This is a genomic window from Hyphomicrobium sp. 802, from assembly GCF_000526135.1.
Classification (GTDB): Bacteria; Pseudomonadota; Alphaproteobacteria; order Rhizobiales; family Hyphomicrobiaceae; genus Hyphomicrobium_B.
In genome coordinates, this window is record NZ_JAFM01000001.1 from 118,670 (window position 1) to 137,481 (window position 18,812).

The 18,812-nt window shown below is 59.7% G+C and carries 17 protein-coding genes; 11 read left to right on the forward strand and 6 right to left on the reverse strand.

The window, feature by feature from the left end; all coding sequences use genetic code 11:
* Positions 1–99: 99 nt before the first annotated feature.
* From HYP802_RS0100570 to HYP802_RS0100580, 3 genes are all read right to left on the reverse strand, one after another.
* Entirely contained in the window at positions 100–990 is an 891-nt protein-coding gene (locus tag HYP802_RS0100570; protein WP_013950042.1) for a transglutaminase family protein, read from the reverse strand.
* Positions 987–3,557, reverse strand: coding sequence for a circularly permuted type 2 ATP-grasp protein (locus HYP802_RS0100575; RefSeq protein WP_013950043.1), 2,571 nt, complete (start codon positions 3,555–3,557; stop codon positions 987–989). The genes HYP802_RS0100570 and HYP802_RS0100575 overlap by 4 nt, the downstream gene beginning before the upstream one ends.
* A 141-nt stretch (positions 3,558–3,698) precedes the next feature.
* Positions 3,699–7,001 carry a transglutaminase family protein gene (locus tag HYP802_RS0100580; RefSeq protein WP_024274929.1) on the reverse strand — a complete coding sequence of 1,101 codons (3,303 nt, stop codon included), beginning with the start codon at positions 6,999–7,001 and terminating at the stop codon, positions 3,699–3,701.
* Between the two features lie 317 nt (positions 7,002–7,318).
* Between HYP802_RS0100580 and HYP802_RS0100585 the strand changes: the two genes are divergently transcribed.
* From HYP802_RS0100585 to hutX, 10 genes are all read left to right on the forward strand, one after another.
* Positions 7,319–8,419, forward strand: coding sequence for a putative zinc-binding metallopeptidase (locus HYP802_RS0100585; protein ID WP_024274930.1), 1,101 nt, complete (start codon positions 7,319–7,321; stop codon positions 8,417–8,419).
* A gap of 71 nt (positions 8,420–8,490) precedes the next feature.
* Positions 8,491–8,676, forward strand: coding sequence for a hypothetical protein (locus tag HYP802_RS23105; protein ID WP_081740917.1), 186 nt, complete (start codon positions 8,491–8,493; stop codon positions 8,674–8,676).
* 96 nt (positions 8,677–8,772) lie between these two features.
* On the forward strand, positions 8,773–9,333 hold the full coding sequence (locus HYP802_RS0100595; RefSeq protein ID WP_024274932.1) for a hypothetical protein: 561 nt from the start codon (positions 8,773–8,775) through the stop codon (positions 9,331–9,333).
* Positions 9,334–9,382: 49 nt separating this feature from the next.
* The gene (locus tag HYP802_RS22720) at positions 9,383–9,610 is read left to right on the forward strand and encodes a hemin uptake protein HemP (protein ID WP_024274933.1); all 228 of its coding nucleotides are present in this window, start codon (positions 9,383–9,385) and stop codon (positions 9,608–9,610) included.
* A gap of 62 nt (positions 9,611–9,672) precedes the next feature.
* Complete coding sequence (locus HYP802_RS0100605; RefSeq protein ID WP_245261431.1) at positions 9,673–10,551, forward strand: ABC transporter substrate-binding protein; 879 nt, start codon at positions 9,673–9,675, stop codon at positions 10,549–10,551.
* Positions 10,548–11,633: an iron chelate uptake ABC transporter family permease subunit gene (locus HYP802_RS0100610; RefSeq protein WP_024274935.1), complete on the forward strand. Its 1,086-nt coding sequence runs from the start codon at positions 10,548–10,550 to the stop codon at positions 11,631–11,633. Before HYP802_RS0100605 ends, HYP802_RS0100610 begins: the two co-directional genes overlap by 4 nt.
* A 4-nt stretch (positions 11,634–11,637) precedes the next feature.
* On the forward strand, positions 11,638–12,459 hold the full coding sequence (locus HYP802_RS0100615) for a heme ABC transporter ATP-binding protein (protein WP_024274936.1): 822 nt from the start codon (positions 11,638–11,640) through the stop codon (positions 12,457–12,459).
* Positions 12,456–12,857: a VOC family protein gene (locus HYP802_RS0100620; protein ID WP_013950053.1), complete on the forward strand. Its 402-nt coding sequence runs from the start codon at positions 12,456–12,458 to the stop codon at positions 12,855–12,857. The genes HYP802_RS0100615 and HYP802_RS0100620 overlap by 4 nt, the downstream gene beginning before the upstream one ends.
* 214 nt (positions 12,858–13,071) lie before the next feature.
* On the forward strand, positions 13,072–13,419 hold the full coding sequence (locus HYP802_RS0100625; protein ID WP_013950054.1) for an antibiotic biosynthesis monooxygenase: 348 nt from the start codon (positions 13,072–13,074) through the stop codon (positions 13,417–13,419).
* 5 nt (positions 13,420–13,424) lie between these two features.
* Entirely contained in the window at positions 13,425–13,946 is a 522-nt protein-coding gene (hutX, locus tag HYP802_RS0100630; RefSeq protein ID WP_024274937.1) for a heme utilization cystosolic carrier protein HutX, read from the forward strand.
* A gap of 92 nt (positions 13,947–14,038) precedes the next feature.
* Here hutX and HYP802_RS0100635 read toward each other — a convergent pair whose 3' ends face one another.
* The 3 genes from HYP802_RS0100635 to HYP802_RS0100645 form a co-directional block, all read right to left on the reverse strand.
* The gene (locus HYP802_RS0100635) at positions 14,039–15,415 is read right to left on the reverse strand and encodes an ATP-binding protein (protein ID WP_013950056.1); all 1,377 of its coding nucleotides are present in this window, start codon (positions 15,413–15,415) and stop codon (positions 14,039–14,041) included.
* A complete protein-coding gene (locus HYP802_RS0100640; protein ID WP_013950057.1) occupies positions 15,402–16,079 on the reverse strand; it encodes a response regulator transcription factor in 678 nt (225 codons plus the stop codon). Before HYP802_RS0100640 ends, HYP802_RS0100635 begins: the two co-directional genes overlap by 14 nt.
* 139 nt (positions 16,080–16,218) lie before the next feature.
* On the reverse strand, positions 16,219–17,484 hold the full coding sequence (locus HYP802_RS0100645; protein ID WP_013950058.1) for a multidrug effflux MFS transporter: 1,266 nt from the start codon (positions 17,482–17,484) through the stop codon (positions 16,219–16,221).
* A gap of 519 nt (positions 17,485–18,003) precedes the next feature.
* On the opposite strand from HYP802_RS0100645, the gene HYP802_RS0100650 reads away from it, so the two are divergent.
* Positions 18,004–18,555 (forward strand): NYN domain-containing protein, encoded by a 552-nt coding sequence (locus tag HYP802_RS0100650; RefSeq protein WP_013950059.1) that lies wholly within the window; start codon positions 18,004–18,006, stop codon positions 18,553–18,555.
* The last annotated feature ends 257 nt before the right edge of the window (positions 18,556–18,812 follow it).

The following is an 18,812-nucleotide window of genomic DNA, read 5'->3' on the forward strand; positions in this document are numbered from 1 at the left end:
CCTTGCGCGATGTGCGCGCATCGCCCCTTTGGCGACACATGCAAGCACAGGCGAGAGCTTTCAAGAGGGCACAAAAAAGGAACCGGGCGGGACTGCTGTTCAGTCTGCTGTTGCGCCGGCGACCACGTTCACATCGACGCTGACACTGACGGCATGTTCGCCGCCGCCGCGCAGGACCCCGCTGATCGGACTGACGTCATCGTAGTCGCGGCCGAATGCGACCGTTATGTGCTCGTCGCGGACGATGATGCCATTGGTCGGATCGAGATCAACCCAGCCATATTCCGGTGACCAGACTGAGATCCACGCGTGCGACGCATCGGCGCCTTGCAGCTTTGGACGTCCCGCGGGCGGATGGGTGTGGAGATAGCCGCTGACGTAGCGCGCCGGAATGCGAAGCGCGCGCAAACCCGCGAGTGCCAGATGCGCGAAATCCTGACAGACGCCGCGACGCATGGCGAAGACCTGCGTGACCGGCGTTGACACATCGGTGGCATGCGGATCGAATTTGAAATCGTTGTAAATCCGCATGACGAAATCCATCGCGCCTTCGAGGACCGGCCGCATCGGCGTGAACGAGAAAGCTGCATAGTCGGCGATTTCCAATGTCGGCGTCGTCAAGCGCGAGGCGCAGCGGTACATCAAAATATCGACATCGCGCTGCTGTGCCGCTTCGTGCAGACACGGATCGAGCGCGTCCCACGGCGTCGTCGCGGTCAGATCAACGGGCGGCGGCAGTGATTTCTCGACGGTGCTGCGTGCGAGCAGCACCAGCTCCTGATGCGGTTCCTCGATATCAAGAACGACTTCGACGTTGCCGAATGTGTCGATGCGCTCCTGTCGCGATGCCGGCGCAGGCTCGACGAGCAGACTGTGATTGCGAACGATCTGCCCAGGCATTGCGCGCGGCGACATATGCACGAGGTGCAATGATTGCACCACGGTCGACCGGTAACGGTAGTGCGTCTTATGGACGATATCGAAGATCATATCGAGGGACCAACCCTCGTGTGTGTCCGATGGGGCGCTTCATCGAGAACGTTGAAGTAGCGGCGCGAGATGGCATTGGACAGCTCAGGCAACATGTCGAGCTGATCCATCAGCAGGCCTTCAAGCGTCTTGGCGGTCTCTTCTTTCGCCATGGCTTCGACATCGGCCAGACGGATCGACGTCAGAAGCGCAATGATAAGACGGCGGTCGTCGGGCAATCCCGCACCTTGTGATGAATCCGGCAGGCTTTCGAGATGGCGCGCGATGGCTGAGAGCTGATAGGCAAGGCTTCGCGGATTTGTCTCGTCAAGCAACAGCAAATCCAAGACCAACGGCAGCATCGGATCGAGTCGATAGCGCGAGCGATAGGTGATAAAGCTGTCCGCGAGTTCGAGCAGCAGCAGCAGGCTGCTCGACGTCTCTTCCGGATCGGACACCGGGATGAAGAGCGTCAGAATAGCTTCGCTGAGATTTTGCGCGCGTTCGATGCGCCGTCCCATGTCGAGGAACGACCAGCCGAAGTTGCGCGTCATGTTCTCGTGCATAAAGCCGTTGAATGCCGCGACGGCGGTGATGCCCTCATCCAGTAGATCGAGAATTTCGACGGGGTGGGCCGAGTTAAGAGCTTTGCGCCAAGGCTCACCGCCGCGGAATTTGCTCAAAGTCTGCCAGGCTTCGAGCGAGAGGCGGTCACGGACAAGGTGTGCAACCCGATAGAGCCCGTCGAGCGTGCGTTCGAGCGTGCGCGAACCGAGCCCTGTCGTGATGAGGCGGCGGCACAGACGCTCGATTTCATCGTCGGGCGGCGTTTCGCGACTGCCTATAACGGAACTCAGGTCTTTGCCGAGTAGCACCTCAAGGCATTTGCGTGCGGCACGCTGGCCAGTATCTGGCCCACTGTCTTCTTCGACGCGACGTAGCGCGCCGCGCAGCACGCGCATCGTCCAGTCGGCGCGTTCGCTGTATCGGCCGAGCCAAAAGAGGTCATCGGCGACGCGGCTTTGAATAACGCGTTGCGATCTCTCGACCCGCGCGGTCGCGAGGGTTGGGCGCCAGAGACTGATGTGCGGCGCCTGCTCGCCTTCGCCGATCACCCAAACGTCTCGTGTCTGCCCGTCAGGGGCGCTTAGTGCAACGGCACGGCCCGGAGCGACGCACATCGCAAGGCCACCGGGCATCACCTGATATTCGCCTGACGAAGTGCGGGAGATGTAAACGCGTATTGCGAACGGCTTCGGGACAAGGCCGCCGTCGGCGTAGACTGGGGACGAACTGAACCCGATCTTTTCTTCGGCGACGAGCGTCGCGCCATGCAGCGCAATTTCGTGCCGCATCTTTTCGCGTTCCGATGTCGACAGCGCCCGCGCTTCCCAACCCAGCGCGGCCTGCCCTGGTCTACCGGTTCCTTCCTGCGCCTTGCGAATGGTGAAGCGTTCAGGGTTCGCAAACAGCTCTTGACGGGCATCGGCATTGCCGAGCCAGCGGCGATGCGCATCCTGGAGCTGAAGGTCTTCACCGAGAATATGCTGCGCGAGTTGCGGCAGATAGGGGCCGAGACCACGGTTTTGCGCCAGCGCGGTCCCGATGGCGTTGACGACGAGATGCGGCGATTTCCGGCAAACCCTGAGCAAACCGGATGGACCGATGAAACCCGTCGGATCAAGCTCCAGCGGATCGCTCGATTTGCCGCTGATGCAGCGTACGATCAGATCGAGTTCCTTCAGTCCTTCGAGCGTCTTGAGATAGACCTGGGAATTTCTGGTTTTGAGATCGTGGCCTTCGACGATCAGATAACCGAGGTAACGAGCGAGATAGGCGTGCGAGAAATAGTCTTCGTGATGCGGTCCTGGCGTCAGCAGCGCGATGCGCGCGTTTTCGCGACCGCTGTGCAGCGTCAGCGTCGATTGCAGTTCTTGAAAATAGGGCGCCAAGCGACGGGCGTTGCAGTCCTTGAAGATATCGCCCGCAACGTGGGTATGAACGACGCGATTGGCGAGCGTGAAGCCAATGCCGGCCAGCGTCTCGGTGTGATTGTCGATGACGTGCCACTGGCCGTCCTCGCCCCGCGCGAGATCGGCGGCATAGAACATCAGCCCACCCGCATTCGGCAGCACGCCTTTGCAAGGGACGAGATAGGCCGGATCGGAGAACAGCAGTTCGGCGGGAATGAGACCCTGGCGGACCAAATTCTGGTCGCCGTAGACATCATTCAGAATGGCGTCAAACAACCGTGCACGCTGAATGAGGGCGCGTTCGAGGCCCCGCCATTCGGCCGCCGAAATGACGACAGGGAGAAGATCAAGAGACCAGCGCTGTGCCGACGTGTTTGGGTCGGCGAAAATATCGTAGGCGATGCCCGTTTCGCGGACCCGGCGGGCGAGGCGCGCTGAGCGCAACTCGCGTTCGGCGTCGGTCAGCTGCACCAAACCATCGAGCAGCGGACGCCAGTGCTCGCGGATCGCGCCGCCGTCTTCCAGCAGCTCGTCAAATCCTGAAACCTCCTGGCGCCGGTAGGCGCTCAAAAGGTTGAACAATGGCTCCGCTTTCATTGCCGCTGCTGTCGTCATTCCGACTGGTCCACGCCGCGACGGTCCCCCAAATCACCGATTGAACGACACACACTATCATGTGCCGAATCGCCGTCCGCAAGCGAGGCTCTGCGGCAAATGCGGAGGGAACCGCTGTGGAAACGTTTCCGTTGGCGATTTTCAGCCCGGATTGCGCCGAAGATCGAGGGTCGCCGGGTAATCCGGGTTAACGCTCTCGGACCTGACGTGCATCGGACCTGCCGTATGACCTTCCGCGTCGAAACGGGCGAGGCGGCGGCCTTCGGCTTCGTAGGCGTTGATAGGAAACACCTCGAAGTTGCGGCCGCCGGGGTGGGCGACATGGTAGCGGCAGCCCGCAATAGAGCGGCCGGACCAAGTATCGACGACGTCGAACGTCAGCGGCACGTGCGGCGGAATGGTCGGATGAAGCGCGGACGGCGGCCACCATGCGCGGTAGCGAACGCCTGCGACGGCTTCGCCCCAATTTCCCGTGCCGGTAAGCGGCAGAGGCCGGCCGTTACAGGTCACGACGTAGCGGTCGCCGGTCTGCCCCTTAACCTTTACCTCGACACGCTCGAGCGAAGAATCGACGTATCGGGCTGTGCCGCCCGCAGTGCTTTCCTCGCCGAGGACGTGCCATGGCTCCAAAGCCTGACGCAGCTCAAGGGTCAGGTTGTCAGCGGTGATGGTGCCGAAAAGCGGGAAGCGGAATTCGAAATGCGGGCGGAACCATTCGAGTTCGATCGGTAGTCCTGCCTCTTTGAGGTCGGCGATGACGGCTGAAAGATCGGCCCAGATGTAGTGCGGCAGCATGAAACGATCGTGCAGCGCGGTACCCCAACGAACGAGCTTCTGGCGGTAGGGTTTCTCCCAGAACATCACGATCAAGGCGCGGAGCAGAAGCTGCTGCGCCAAACTCATGCGGGCGTGCGGGGGCATTTCAAACGAGCGGAACTCGACGAGGCCCAGGCGGCCCGTCGGCCCATCCGGCGAGTAGAGCTTGTCGATGCAGATCTCGGCGCGGTGGGTGTTGCCGGTGACGTCGATCAGCAGGTTGCGGAACAGGCGGTCCACCAGCCACGGTGGGATGTGGCCCAATCCCGGATTCGGCACCTGCGAAAGCGCAATCTCAAGCTCGTAGAGCGACTCGTGGCGTGCTTCGTCGGTGCGCGGCGCCTGGCTCGTCGGGCCGATGAACATGCCGGAGAAGAAATACGACAGCGCCGGATGGTTCTGCCAGTAGGTGACGACCGATGCCAACAGATCGGGGCGGCGGAGGAACGGACTGTCGGCGGGCGTGATGCCCCCAAGCACGATATGATTGCCGCCACCGGTTCCGGTGTGGCGGCCGTCGAGCATGAACTTTTCGGCGCTGAGACGAGCGTTGTGCGCTTCCTCGTAAAGGGCCGTCGTGATCGCGACCGAGCTTTCCCAACTCGTCGAAGGATGAATGTTGACTTCGATGACACCTGGGTCCGGCGTCACCTTGATCACATTGAGGCGTGCGTCCGGCGGCGGATTGTAGCCTTCGATCTGCACCGGCACGCCGGTCTGCTTGGCGGCCTCTTCGATAGCCGCGACCAGCGCGGCATAGTCTTCGGCATCGTAAAGCGGCGGCATGAACACGCAGACGGCGTTGCCGCGCGGCTCGATCGCCAGGGCTGTGCGGACCGATCCCGATATTTCCGGCGCGACGCTCGCTTGCTGGCTTACGGGCGGTGCTTCGAGCGTGACGACGCGGCGCTGCTGCAAAAGGATCGTGCGTTCAGGAAGCGGTCGGTTCGGGCCCATCGGATCGCGCTCGATCACATGCGGATAGTCGAGCGGAGAGACGATCGGAAACGACTGCAGGGGAAGGCGGAACCCTGCCGGTGAATCGCCTGGAATGAGGAAAAGGTGATCGCGCCGGAGCGCCCAGCGCTCGGTGACCCAGCGGCGGCCTCTATCGGCTGTTTGCCACGCCTGGATCGGCAGCACATAACTCGCGACCGCGCCAAGACCGCGATCGAATACGCGGGCGATGCGGGCACGCTCAGCCGGGTCTTCGAGTTTATTGTCTTCAGCCGTGACATTGATCGGCAGTTTTCGTTCCACCAGAAGAAAGTGTGCCGGGTCTTCGTAAGCCGGCATGGCGCTGTCTTCGGGCAGGCCGAGTTGCCTACACACGCCGCGCATCAGCTTGTCAGCGTCTTCCGGCATCGCCGGGCGGGCGACGCTTTCGCTGACGATCAGATCCTGATTTTCCCAGAGTGGCTGGCCGTCGCCCCGCCAGTAGAGCGCAAAAGCCCAGCGCGGCAGTTGCTCGCCGGGATACCATTTGCCCTGGCCATAATGCAGCATCGCGCCGGGTGCGAACCGTTGCTGCAAACGGCGAACGAGTTCGTCGGCATAGCGGCGCTTGGTCGGCCCAACCGCAGCCGTGTTCCACTCTGCGCCTTCCATGTCGTCCGCCGAAACGAACGTTGGCTCGCCGCCCATGCTGAGGCGAACGTCGCCTTTCGTCAGGCGCTCGTCGACGGCTTTTCCGGTTTCGACGATCGTCTTCCAGGTTTCGTCGTCGTAGGGCTTCGTGACGCGCGGGGTTTCGCGAATGCGCGTCACTGCCATCACGAAGTCGAATTCGACCTCGGCCTTGGTGTGACTGCCGGTGATCGGCGCAGCGCTGATGGGATGCGGCGTGGCAGCCAACGGGATATGGCCTTCGCCTGCGAGAAGGCCTGAGGTCGCGTCGAGGCCGATCCAACCAGCGCCGGGGATGTAGACCTCACACCAGGCATGCAGATCGGTGAAATCGGTATCGGTGCCGGCAGGGCCGTCGAGCGGCTTCACGTCGGGCTTCAGCTGGATCAGGTAGCCGGAGACGAAACGCGCAGCGAGGCCGACGTTGCGCATGATCTGCGTCAGCAGCCAGGCGCTGTCACGACAGGAGCCTGAAGCATTTGACAGCGTCTGCTCGGGCGTCTGGACGCCGGGCTCCATGCGGATCAGGTAGCCGACGTCACCCTGGACCATCCGATTGAGATCGCAGATGAAATCAATCGTCGTCTGCGGTTTGGTACTGACCTTTTCGAGATAGCGCTTCAGGTTCGGACCAACGGCGTCCGGCACGAGATAGGGCGCAAGCTCCTGCTTCAGGTGGTCGTCATAGGTGAACGGCCAGTCCTTGGCGGCTTCCTCGATGAAGAAATCGAATGGATTGATCACCGCCATATCGGCGACGAGGTCGACGGTCACGGAGAATTCCGTCGTCTCCTCCGGCATCACAACGCGCGCCAGGAAATTGCCGAACGGGTCCTGCTGCCAATTGAGAAAATGCGTCTTGGGCGTGATGGTCAGCGAATAGCTGAGAATGGGGGTTCGGCAGTGCGGTGCCGGGCGGAGCCTGACGACTTGCGGCCCCATGTTGACACGTCGATCGTAGCGGTAGCTCGTTTTATGGGTCAGCGCGACGTGGAGGACCATGGATGAGGCATTATCCCTGTTTGATCTCGCGATGGACGCCCGTCAGACGAGCGCTTGGCAACGAAATACGTCTACCTGCGTTAGCGGTCCGATAGATGTGGTACAAGCGTGGTGCAGCCTAAAAACTGCGCAGCCTAAAATTCTGCTGGACGTTTGGGCAGAATGCTGAAGAATTGGCGGCCCCCTGCGTTTTATGAAGGCAACTGCGTGACTTATCCGCAAAATCGCTTGAACGGAAGCCGTGACGTCGCCGCCGAGTGCTTTGGTACCATGCCAGAAAGGCAAACATTCCCCTTCAGGAGTTGGCGGTCGCCAGAATGAAGAATTTTGCCTGCGCGAACTGCGGAAACACCGTTTATTTCGAGAACGTGACGTGCGTGAAATGCGGTAGCACGCTTGGCTTCGATAGTGCCGAGCAGGCGATCGTGGCGATCGCAGATGCAGGCTTAAGCGAAACCACACCCGACGTTCCGATCTTCCGCAAGCTCAATGCCGGTCCAGACGACGTTGCGCTGCGCTACTGTGCCAATGCCGAATTCGGCGTTTGCAATTGGCTGACGCCCGACAGCGAAAGCCACATCTTCTGCAAGGCCTGCGACCTCAATCGCATCATTCCCAATCTCTCCGAACCCGGCAGCCTGCTCGCTTGGCGTGCGATCGAGCACGCCAAGAAGCGGCTGGTCTATTCGCTGTTGCGGTTTGGTCTGCCGTTTGACGGGTCAGCTTCGACAAAAGGCCCGCTGACATTCGACTTCGTCCGCAATGCACTGACGGGCCATCTCGATGGTGTCGTCACCATTGACGTCAGCGAAGCCGATGCGGTCGAACGGGAACGGCAGCGCCAGCAGTTCGATGAGCCTTATCGCTCGCTGCTTGGCCATCTTCGGCACGAAAGCGGCCATTACTATTGGATGGTGCTCGTCGAAGAAGCGGGACGACTTGAAGAGTTTCGCGAAATCTTTGGCGACGAACGTGACGATTACGATGCGGCGCTGGCCCGCCACCACGCCAACGGTCCGGCGCCCGACTGGCAAGAGCAATACGTGTCAGCCTATGCCAGCGCGCACCCCTGGGAAGATTGGGCTGAAACGTGGGCGCATTATCTCCACATGGTCGATGCGCTCGATACCGCTGCTGCGGAAGGAATGGAAGGACATGGCCTTCGCCTCGATTTTCGTGATGACATTTATTCCAGCGTGACGTTCGGGGCGCTGATGGCGCGATGGATTCCGCTCACCATCGCCATGAACAGTCTCAGCCGAAGCATGGGGCATGACGATTTCTATCCATTCGTCATTCCCGAGCCTGCCTACGACAAGCTGGCGTTCGTTCATCGCATGATCCACGAGCGCATCGAGCAACAGCCGCAAGAGCCGGCAGCATTAGAGAATGCTCAAACATTAAACTTGACTCCATAAGTATACATTAGCTTAATGGCGCATCTGCCATTTGCGGGGCCTTGAACCCCGATACTTTGGAGAGAAGCCACATGAAGCGCTCACAGCTCGCCGGTGAGCGGCTTGACGTATGCGATACGTCCAACGCCGCACTCGCCGCTTCGATGTTTTCAGCCTCCGTCGGAATGATATGGGATTTCGCGACGGGGCACGTCTCTGCTTTCGACCGCATGTTGTCAGATCTATCGGAAGATACGTCCGACGAGACGACATCATAGCCGCCAGCGACGTTCGCCGGTCGCGGCGCCTCGCTGAGTAGTTCGACGCGACCATTCAAGCCCTCCTCTCCCTTCCTAACCCGCGGATGAACAGCAATGCGGAATAAGACCTCCAAACCCAACACCCATGCCCAAGAGGGCGAAGATGTGTGCGCCGGACATGCGCTCGGATTTCCCCTTCGCAGCGAACTCGGATTTTCTCCGGTCGAGAACGTTACGCTCGATGTCTTTCGCGCGGTTTGCGAAGTCTACACCAGCGGCTCGGCACAGCCCTGGGAGATCGCCATCAAGATCTCGGAAGAAAATCTTGGATTGGGCGATGGGCCGCTTCTGGTCGCACGCGTGACGTCATTGCTTCGGGCGCTTCGCGCTGAACGTAAGATCGGTTTTTCCTACCTCAGCGTCGGCTGTCAGCATGTGTCGCCCGATGAGCTTGCCGTCGCAGGTCTTCTCAAGGCCGTGCGCACGCGCGATGAGCATGGCGTTCAACGCGGATTGATGCTGGCGCTCGACAAGCCTCAGACATCGACGCGGACACAATCCGCTGCTCGCTCTCTCGCCGCCCTTCAAATGCAGCTTGCGAGCACGCGGGTCGATAGCGAATCGGACGCTCCGGAATTGCAAGCGCAGACCGTTCAGGCTGTCTATCTGCACTAAAACCTAGATCGTCATGGTTGTTTTAAACCTTGTCCCGTTGAATGAGAGAATGCCGTCCAAAAAGCCGTTTGCCGGATCTGTTCTGCAACAAGGCGAACCCGGCACTGAGACTTGCACGCCAGCGCCCGAGGACCATCATCGGGATGTAAGCGAGCCCCCTATCCGCTATCGTGTGGATGAACTTCTCAAGGGCGGCCGCGAAGCGGTGCTCATTCATCGCGAACAAGCGTACCGCCTGCGGATCACATCAACTGGCAAGCTCATTCTGACGAAGTAAATCTGTTCAACGGCCCATCAACAGGACTTGTTCACATGCGCGTGGCAACACGACTTTTCATCATGGCTAGCGTGGCACTCGCAGCGGCGGCCACGCAGTCGTTTTTTTATCGCGCGATGGCAGGTGATGCACCGGCTGTAACGCCACGCATTTTATCGATTGGCGGCGACATAACCGAAATTCTCTATGACCTTGGCCAGCAGGACAAGATTGTCGCCGTGGACGTGACGAGCCAATTTCCGCCCGAGGCTCTGAAAGAGAAGAAATCTGTCGGATACATGCGCGCGCTTTCGGCGGAAGGCACTCTGTCCGTCAATCCGACGTTGATCATCGCCTCCGATGGCGCCGGGCCGCCGGAAGTCGTCAACGCGCTGAAGAGCAGCGGCGTCCGTTACGTCGACATCGCCGACAAGCCGTCGGCGGAGGGCGTCCCCGCCAAGATCCGCCATATCGGAAACGTTGTTGGCGCCGATGATGCAGCGAAGGCGCTGGCGTCGAAGGTCGAGGCCGAGTTCGCAGCGCTCGAGAATGATAGAAAGCAAATCAAAACTCGCAAGAAAGCGCTGTTCATTCTCGCCATTCAGAACGGCCGCGCAACAGTGGCCGGTGCCGGCACATCTGCTGATTCCATTTTGCAGCTCGCGGGCGTCGACAACGCGGCGGCCAGAGTGAACGGTTTCAAACCGGTCGCCGACGAGCAATTGACGGAATTTGCTCCGGACGTTGTCGTGATGATGCGTCGAGGCACGACCGACGATCACAATGCGAGCCAAGCGTTGTCACTCCCAGGCCTGAGCCAATCACCTGCCGCCAAAACAAAGAGCCTCATCGCAATGGATGGGCTATACCTGCTTGGCTTCGGACCGCGTGCCCCTTCGGCCGCGCGCGACCTGATGAAGGCGATTTACGCAGAGGGCGGTCACGCGGCCGCAACGCCGTGACGACATTCGATACCAAGCTTGCCTGGGTAGGAGCGACCGTCAGACCATCACGCGGTAAAGTTTTTTTGGCGCTCGCGGCTGTACTCCTAGTGGTCGCAGTACTTTCACTCGCCATCGGACCAACCGGAATTTCGCTTCAGGCGTTGCCGCGTGCATTCGAAGCCTCGCTTGGCTTAACGACGGATGCTGCCGCGGCACGCGATCGTCTCGTGCTCATTGATCTGCGGTTGCCGCGAACGTTGCTCGCCGCATTCGTCGGCGCGGCGCTGTCGACATCAGGCGCCATGATGCAGGGCCTGTTCCGCAATCCCCTCGCCGATCCGGGCCTGATCGGCGTGTCGTCGGGAGCCGCGCTATTTGCGATCTCGGCGATCGTACTCGGGCACGGCATCGCAGCGCCCATCGTGGCACCCCTAGGAATTTATGCATTGCCGATTGCAGCTTTTTTCGGAGGCTTGCTCACGACCATCATTCTCGTCGTCATTGCGTCGCGTCACGGGGAGCTTGCGGTCGGGACACTGCTTCTAGCTGGCATCGCTGTCGGTGCGTTTGCGGCGTCGATCAGCGGCGTTATCGTCTATGTCAGCGACGATCGCGAGTTGCGCGATCTGACACTTTGGCAGATGGGATCGTTTTCGGGCGCGAGCTGGCAAAAGGTTCTTGCCGTCACGCCGTTCGCCGTCGTGCTCGCGCTCTTGGTGCCGCGGCTGACGCGCGGTCTTAACGGATTTTTGCTCGGCGAAGCGGAAGCCATGCATCTCGGCATCGACACCGAGCGCACCAAGCGGCTCGTGATTGCCGCAACAGCGGCGGCGGTCGGCGCATCGGTTGCGGTTGCAGGCGTGATCGGCTTTGTTGGCCTTGTGGTTCCCCACGTCATGAGATTGATTTCGGGGCCCGACCATCGTGCCGTGCTTCCCGGCAGCGCGGTGCTCGGCGCTGCGCTTGTGATCGCTGCCGACATCGTTGCGCGGATGATCGTAAGACCCGCGGAACTACCAATCGGAATCGTTTTGGCATTCATCGGCGCGCCCGTCTTCCTTCATCTCGTTCTGCGGCGCGGCGTGCGAGGATTGGAGTGACGTCATGCTCGAAGCCCGCAACATCACGGTCAAACGTGGCCCTAAGGCGCTTCTTGCCGATGCTTCTCTAGCCATCGCGCCCGGCCGCCTGACGGCGATTATCGGTCCGAATGGCGCAGGAAAATCGACACTGTTGCGCGTCATGGCTGGCGAACTGCGCCCGACGGCCGGTGCGGTTCTACTTGATGGCGATGACATCCGTCATATTTCCGTCGCACGTCTTGCAACGCGGCGTTCGGTCGTAGCGCAATCGACCAGCCTGTCGTTTCCTTTCACCGTTCTTGAAGTCGTGATGCTGGGTGCAACGGTGCCCGGCTTTGGCGTTCGCGACACGGAAGCTGCGACGGCCGCGCGCCAAGCTCTTCGCGCCGTTGGGCTTGCTGCTTTCGAAGCCCGTATGCTGCATGAGCTTTCCGGTGGAGAGAAGCAGCGCGTGCATATCGCGCGCGCCTTGTGCCAGTTGGGCACGGCACCTCGCGAACCGGGCGAAACTGCCGCACTTCTTCTCGATGAACCGACAGCGAGCCTCGATCTCAAGCATCAAGGCGACGTTCTGAGCCTTATAAAAAAACAAGCGCAAAGCGGACGTGCCGTTTTGCTTGTCATTCACGATCTCAATCTTGCCGCAGCGTTCGCAGATGACGTCGTGCTGATGGCCGACGGCCGAATTGTTGGGCGCGGTACACCGGACGACATCTTGAATGAAGAGCTTCTCAGTCACACGTTCGGGTGTCGACTGCAGATCGAGGCATCGCGAGACGGTAGGCGGTTGGTTCTGCCAGCAGCGATCGCCCGCAGACTGGGAACCGGAGCCGCAACACAATGATGACATTGCCGGACGAACTTCACCACGTTGGCGTAGCCGTACCGTTGGCAATTCCTGTTCTCATTTCGACAGACATCGCGCGCGCTTCGGAGACGTACGCCAGCAAGGGCTTCAGCGTTGTGAACGCTGCACACAATTACCTCATTCTGCGCCGGCGCACAGTTGAGCTTCATATGTCCAGCGTGACACACATTCCCGAGCCCCACTGTGTTTCGGCATACATTCGCGTGAGTGACGTAGACGATTGGCATGCCGCCTTCAAAAACGGGCGCGCGAAACGCCTTTCGACCGTCGAAGACAAGCCGTGGGGCATGCGCGAATTTCACTTCATCGACGATGACGGTAATCTTCTCAATATCGGGCAAATGCTACCAAGTCACATCGCGTTCGACGCTTAAATCGCATGCGGATAATGTTGACTCTTTGTGTATATAATTTTAGCGTTCACCCGTGGTGGGCGCTTGCCTCTCGCATCACACGAATTTCGATCTAATATGCGTCTTAGAGCTTTTGACTTCCCGTCTCGCCGCTCTGAGATCATAAGCAGCGGGCCGGTTCGCCAACAAACCCCAGCTCCCGGCCCGCTGTTCACATGTCAATGAAGGTGATCACATGTACATCGCAATGAACCGCTTCAAAGTCGAACACGGAGCAGAAAAGGATTTCGAGGAAGTTTGGCTGTCGCGCGAGGTTAACCTGCACAAAGAACCGGGCTTCATCACGTTTCATCTGCTTCGCGGCCCGACCAAGGATGATCATGTCCTTTATTCCTCGCACACGATGTGGCGGTCGTTCGCCGACTTCGATGCCTGGACGAAATCGGAATCGTTCCGGAAATCGCACTCGGGCGCCGGAACGGCCAAGAAGCTTTATCTCGGACACCCCGAATTCGAAGGCTTCGAGGTCATCCAGGAAGTTACCTCCGACGGTACGAAATCCGTTCTCGCGGCGGCTGAATAGGCATTATGGGCGAAGCTCTGACATCGGATGCCCCGGCGCGCCAGCCGCTACGGGAGCGGCTCGCCAAGAATGCGGACGGCATCCTCGAACAGATTGCGCGCGAGTATGGCGTGAGCACATTCAATGTGGTGGAAGCGCTGCCCGCTGAGCATCGCGCCATCGTTCCCGGAAGTGCATTCGAGAAAATCCTTGGTGCCCTCACATCGTGGGGTCCGATGGTCTTCATCGTGCACACGCCGGATATCGTGCTCGAATGCGAAGGACCCATTCCACCCGGCTCCGTCGGGCGGGGGTACTTCAATATACACGGCGACAGCCCGATCGGCGGCCATATCAAGCTTGAGAACTGCACGTCGATCGCTTTCGTGATGCGGCCATTCATGGGGCGCGAATCCCGCTCGATCCAATTCTTCAATGCGGCGGGAGAGGCGATGTTCAAGATCTTCGTTCGTCGCGACGAGAAGCGCGAACTGGTCGCAGAGCAGGTGAAGCTTTTTGATGCGCTGAAGACTGAACTCACCAGCTGACGACGATCGACAACTGGATGAACCGGGGGGATGTCGGACGGCGCATGGGGAGATGCGCCGTCCGATTTTATTTTAGCGTTCGCTCTCAGCACTCAGGACGCTACAGGAAATCGCACTTCGGCCCGAAGCCCTGGCGCATTGTCCAACAGATCGATTTTTGCGCCGTGCAGTTCCACGATCGCGGCGACGAGGCTGAGCCCTAACCCGCTGCCATCCGTCGATCGCGCCCGCTCAAGGCGATAGAGACGGCGGAAGACATTTTCGCGCTCGTGCTCCGGAATGCCAGGACCCGTGTCGGAGACGTTCACGACAAACGCGCCAGGTTCCGACGTCAGATGGATCGCGATCTCTGTGCCCGGCGGGCAATGACGGATGGAATTCTCGATGAGATTGGCAAAGAGCTGCACGAGAAGCTCGCGATCACCACGAACATGCGCCGGACCAGAGCACGCCGACGTATATGCGAGCCGATCTCCGGCATCTTCGGCCACGATGTCGTAGACATCGCGGACGTCGGCCAGCACCTGCGCCAGATCGAGCGTGACGAAACGGGATTTGCGAGCGCCAGCCTCGATCTGTGTGATGCGTAAAAGCGCGTCGAACGTTTCGGAAATCGAGTCGATATCGTCGAGCGCGCTGTCGATTGCGCCCTGGAATTCCGCTTTATCGCCCGCGCCGCGACTGGCGTCCTCAAGGCGCTGGCGCAATCGCCCGAGCGGCTTTTTCAAATCGTGGGCAATGTCGGACGACGATTGATTCACATTTTCAATCAGCCGCTGCAGATTTCCGAGCATTCCGTTTACCTGCATCGCGACCTGATCGATATCATCCTGCTGGCCGGATGTCGGAACGCGGGCCGTGACCTCGCCCTTCGATACGCGCGCCAGCGGACGCGCGAAAGCGTCGATGCGATGCTGCGTTTCGCGCGCGAAATAAGTCGCACACAGCGCAATTGCCAGGAAAGCTGCAAGCAGACCGTAACCCAGCAGCTTCTGCAGAAACGATTTCATCTGCTTGACTTCACTGTTGTCGCTTCCGACCAGCAATTTACCTTTGACCAGCGGCCGCCAGATCGCCAGGAACTCGTCGTCCGGTTCGCCGCGATCTAAAGTCAGAAAAAGGTCGGAGCGCTTGAGCGTCATCCATTGGTTCGAATCTTTGACGCCGCGGACGTTGCCGGCCAGAAAATTCCCCTTCTTGTCGACAAGCTCCATGATGAAATCGGGATCGCGCACCGATTCACTTTCGCTCGCGACGAGACCGACGAGATCGTCGAATGTCCGCTCGCCATCAAGAGCTGCGAGAGAATCGAGTGTGGTCTCGACGCGATCGCGAATGTCGGCGACGAGGCGCGCGCTTGCAACGAGATAGACGACGGTGAAAAGCGCCAGGATCGTCGTGATGAAAAACAGCGAAAATGTTGCCGCCAAGCGAAACGGCGTACGCTTCAGAAGATCACGAACCGTCATGGACCGTGTAGCCGCTCCCGCGGATGGTATGGATCAATTCTTTGCCGTAGGGCTTATCGATCTTCGCTCTGAGGCGCGAAATATGCGTTTCGACGACGCTCGTTTTCGGATCGAAGTGGAAGCTCCAGACGCGTTCAAGCAGCATGGTGCGCGTCACGACACGCCCGCGATTGCGCATCAGAACCTCAAGGAGGCGAAATTCGCGTGGCTGCAAATCGATGAGGTCGCCACCGCGCGTCACCTTTCGGCTGACGAGATCGATTTCAAGATCGCCGACCTTGAGCCGCGTTTCTTCGCCCTTCGTATGCGGGCGACGGGCCAGCGCGTTGACGCGCGCGAGAAGCTCGGAGAAGGCGAAGGGCTTCACCAGATAATCGTCGGCGCCGGCGTCCAGGCCTTCGACGCGATCATCGACGCCGCCGAGGGCCGTCAAAAACAGAACCGGCACGCCGCGGCCGGCGCTGCGGATGGTCTTGATGATCGCCAAGCCATCAAGGCTCGGAAGCATGCGATCCAGGATGATGACGTCGTAATTTTCCGAGACGGCCTGAGCGACGGCGTCGCGACCATCCCCCAGATGATCGACGGTGTGACCTTCTTCCTCGAGGCCTTTCAAAATGTACGCTGCGGTATTCTGATCGTCTTCAAGCAGCAGAATTCTCATGCTCGTCTTGCCTCGCAGCTCGCGAATTTGGCCAACAGCATAAACCTCATTCGCGCCAGCATGTAGTACAGGACGGCATACGAGGCCAAGCCCGCAGACACATTCTGGCGTGCGTTACAGAAATTTTAGGCTTACGCCCTCACGCCGTCCGGTTGCGACCGAACATGCCGGAGAACCCTTCGACGCTCAGAACGAGCACACCCGCGATGAGACTGCAGATGGCGAATCCGGCGGAGATCGGGAAGATCGAACCGTCGAAGGATCTTGCAACCAGACCGCCAGCCAGCGCACCGATTGCCGTACCGAGCGCCCCAATAACGGACGAGGCCATTCCGGCATTATGCCCTTGAGGCTCCATGGCGATCGCGTTGAAGTTCGGCGCGATCAGGCCAAAGAGAAAAAAGCTCAATCCGACGGCGAGAGCGAACGTCGCGAAACCTGCCGTGCCGAACGCCGATGCGGCAACGAGCAACAAGGACACGGCGATGAATCCGACCAGCGCTGTATGCGAGACGCGGCGCATGCCGAGGCGCCCGACCAACCGTGCGTTGACGAACGACGCAACGGCAATCGCGGACGCGATAGCGCCGAAGACGATGGGGAACTCATCGCCGATGCCGAATACATCAACGAATACCTGCTGAGCGCTCGCCACATAGGCAAGCAGACACCCGAACATGAAGCCGCCAGCCGCGCCGTAGCCAGCCGTCAGAGGGTTCAAAAGCGCGGTCAGTAGCGCTTGGACCAACGTCAATGGCCGTTCGACGCCCCGCGCGGGACGCGCCGTTTCGGGCAGCCGCAAGCCTGACCAGATTGCAGCACCGACCGCCATCACGAAAAGCACGATGAAGATCCAATGCCAATTGCCGACATGGACGAGCGCCTGCCCGACCGACGGTGCGAGGACTGGAATGGTGATGAACACCATCATCGCGAACGACATCACGCGAGCCATCTGCCGGCCGGCGTAGAGATCGCGAATCACAGCGATAGCAATGATGCGGGGCGAAGCTGCGCCGACGCCCTGAATGAGGCGTGCCGCCAACAGCATCTCGAATGACTCGGCCCACAGAGCCGCGATCGTGCCGAGGATGAAAACGGCAAGTCCAAGAAGCAACATCGGCTTGCGGCCATAATGATCCGAAAGCGGACCGAAGAAAATCTGCCCTACGGCGAAGCCAGCCATATAAAGAACTACGATCAGTTGCCGGTCATTTTCGCTTGCGACGCCGAATGATGAGGCGATCTCGGGAAGGGCCGGTAGCATGATGTCGATGGCGAGCGCCGTCATGGCCATGAGGCACGCGCAGAGACAGACGAATTCGAAGAAAGAGATCGATAGCGGCTCGGACGGTTCGTCCTGGCGCGACGCCAGCGTCTGCGTTCCGCGCTCTGATGTGGACATCGCTTATTCCCTGAATTGATTTTCCCGGCCAAGCCCCCACGGACGCCTGACGTGGTGCCAAAATGCGACGGGAAGTCGACTTAATGCCGGGTTGCGGGCGGTGGGTAGCACGCCGATTCCGCTCAGTCATCCTGATGTTTGAACATGAGAGGGACGCGGCGCAGTCTCTTGAGGCGCGGCGCCTGCATTCAAGGCGCGGCGCGGTCAGCACCTTGATTGCAGTGCACGCGCGGGCTTCTGAGCCGAAATAAGCGATCAGGCGCTCCGGCCAATGCGGAGTCTACTTCCAATCGCAGATGGCCCCTTTGTTTAGCATCGGAAATTTCGTTCGTTCATCTGCGATTAATAATGACGCGTACTGATCATATGCAACGGCGCTCTGTTCGAGAGTATCAGACACAGGTCGCGTGAATTAGGCTATAATAGCGTCGGTAGAGAGATCAGATGGATTGACATTCTGGTCTGCTACTCAAATATCTGGCGCTCGATCCTGACCGCATTTTTATCTGGAAGGCGCGAATGAATTTCTATCCGACTGAGCGGGTAGCTTTATTTATTGATGGCGCCAATCTCTACGCGACAGCAAAATCGCTGGGCTTCGATATTGATTACAAAAGATTGCTCCGGCTTTTCCGCGGCAAGGTTCTCTTGGTGAGGGCGCTGTATTACACGGCGCTGGCCGACGACCAGGAATATTCCTCTATCCGCCCACTGGTCGATTGGCTTGATTACAACGGGTTTTCGATGGTCACGAAGCCGTCGAAAGAGTTTGTGGACGGCTCGGGCCGGCGCAAAGTCAAAGGCAATATGGATATCGAGTTGGCCGTCGATGCCATGCGGCTTGCGGAGAATCTCGATCATATCGTCATTTTTTCCGGCGACGGAGATTTCCGGAGTCTCGTCGCAGCTCTCCAACAGATGGGCAAACGGGTGAGCGTTGTCTCCACATTGCAGACGCAGCCTCCCATGATTGCCGACGAGCTGCGCCGTCAGGCGGATCAGTTCCTGGATCTCGCCGATCTCGAAAAAGAGATTGCGCGAACGCACAACGAAGCGCCCGACCTTCATTGACGCGATTGCCCCGCCGCGAGGATACGGTCGGTATGCCAAATTCTGCGTCCGGAGCTTTCTATCGGTATCGGCGAGCAGCTCCCCAAACCTGCCGTCTCGGATCGTCACCGCGCGGATAATTCACAAAGCGAGTGAAAGTGGTCACGGGTTCGAGGCCCCGCCTTATTGCTATGACATATCGCCACGCTCGCTCGCGGCGGCGATCCGGCTCTTTTCCGGACGCCGATTCGAAGCCACGGAGATTGTTGAGAAATCCG

Excerpts from the sequence above, each read along its gene's own strand:
- HYP802_RS0100575 (WP_013950043.1), bottom strand. The coding sequence starts at position 3,557 with ATGACGACAGCAGCGGCAATGAAAGCGGAGCCATTGTTCAACCTTTTG.
- HYP802_RS0100605 (WP_245261431.1), top strand. The coding sequence starts at position 9,673 with ATGGCTAGCGTGGCACTCGCAGCGGCGGCCACGCAGTCGTTTTTTTAT.
- HYP802_RS0100615 (WP_024274936.1), top strand. The coding sequence starts at position 11,638 with ATGCTCGAAGCCCGCAACATCACGGTCAAACGTGGCCCTAAGGCGCTT.
- hutX (WP_024274937.1), top strand. The coding sequence starts at position 13,425 with ATGGGCGAAGCTCTGACATCGGATGCCCCGGCGCGCCAGCCGCTACGG.
- HYP802_RS0100650 (WP_013950059.1), top strand. The coding sequence starts at position 18,004 with ATGAATTTCTATCCGACTGAGCGGGTAGCTTTATTTATTGATGGCGCC.
- HYP802_RS0100625 (WP_013950054.1), top strand. The coding sequence starts at position 13,072 with ATGTACATCGCAATGAACCGCTTCAAAGTCGAACACGGAGCAGAAAAG.
- HYP802_RS0100640 (WP_013950057.1), bottom strand. The coding sequence starts at position 16,079 with ATGAGAATTCTGCTGCTTGAAGACGATCAGAATACCGCAGCGTACATT.
- HYP802_RS0100645 (WP_013950058.1), bottom strand. The coding sequence starts at position 17,484 with ATGTCCACATCAGAGCGCGGAACGCAGACGCTGGCGTCGCGCCAGGAC.
- HYP802_RS0100595 (WP_024274932.1), top strand. The coding sequence starts at position 8,773 with ATGCGGAATAAGACCTCCAAACCCAACACCCATGCCCAAGAGGGCGAA.
- HYP802_RS0100570 (WP_013950042.1), bottom strand. The coding sequence starts at position 990 with ATGATCTTCGATATCGTCCATAAGACGCACTACCGTTACCGGTCGACC.
- HYP802_RS22720 (WP_024274933.1), top strand. The coding sequence starts at position 9,383 with ATGCCGTCCAAAAAGCCGTTTGCCGGATCTGTTCTGCAACAAGGCGAA.
- HYP802_RS0100585 (WP_024274930.1), top strand. The coding sequence starts at position 7,319 with ATGAAGAATTTTGCCTGCGCGAACTGCGGAAACACCGTTTATTTCGAG.
- HYP802_RS0100620 (WP_013950053.1), top strand. The coding sequence starts at position 12,456 with ATGATGACATTGCCGGACGAACTTCACCACGTTGGCGTAGCCGTACCG.
- HYP802_RS0100580 (WP_024274929.1), bottom strand. The coding sequence starts at position 7,001 with ATGGTCCTCCACGTCGCGCTGACCCATAAAACGAGCTACCGCTACGAT.
- HYP802_RS23105 (WP_081740917.1), top strand. The coding sequence starts at position 8,491 with ATGAAGCGCTCACAGCTCGCCGGTGAGCGGCTTGACGTATGCGATACG.
- HYP802_RS0100635 (WP_013950056.1), bottom strand. The coding sequence starts at position 15,415 with ATGACGGTTCGTGATCTTCTGAAGCGTACGCCGTTTCGCTTGGCGGCA.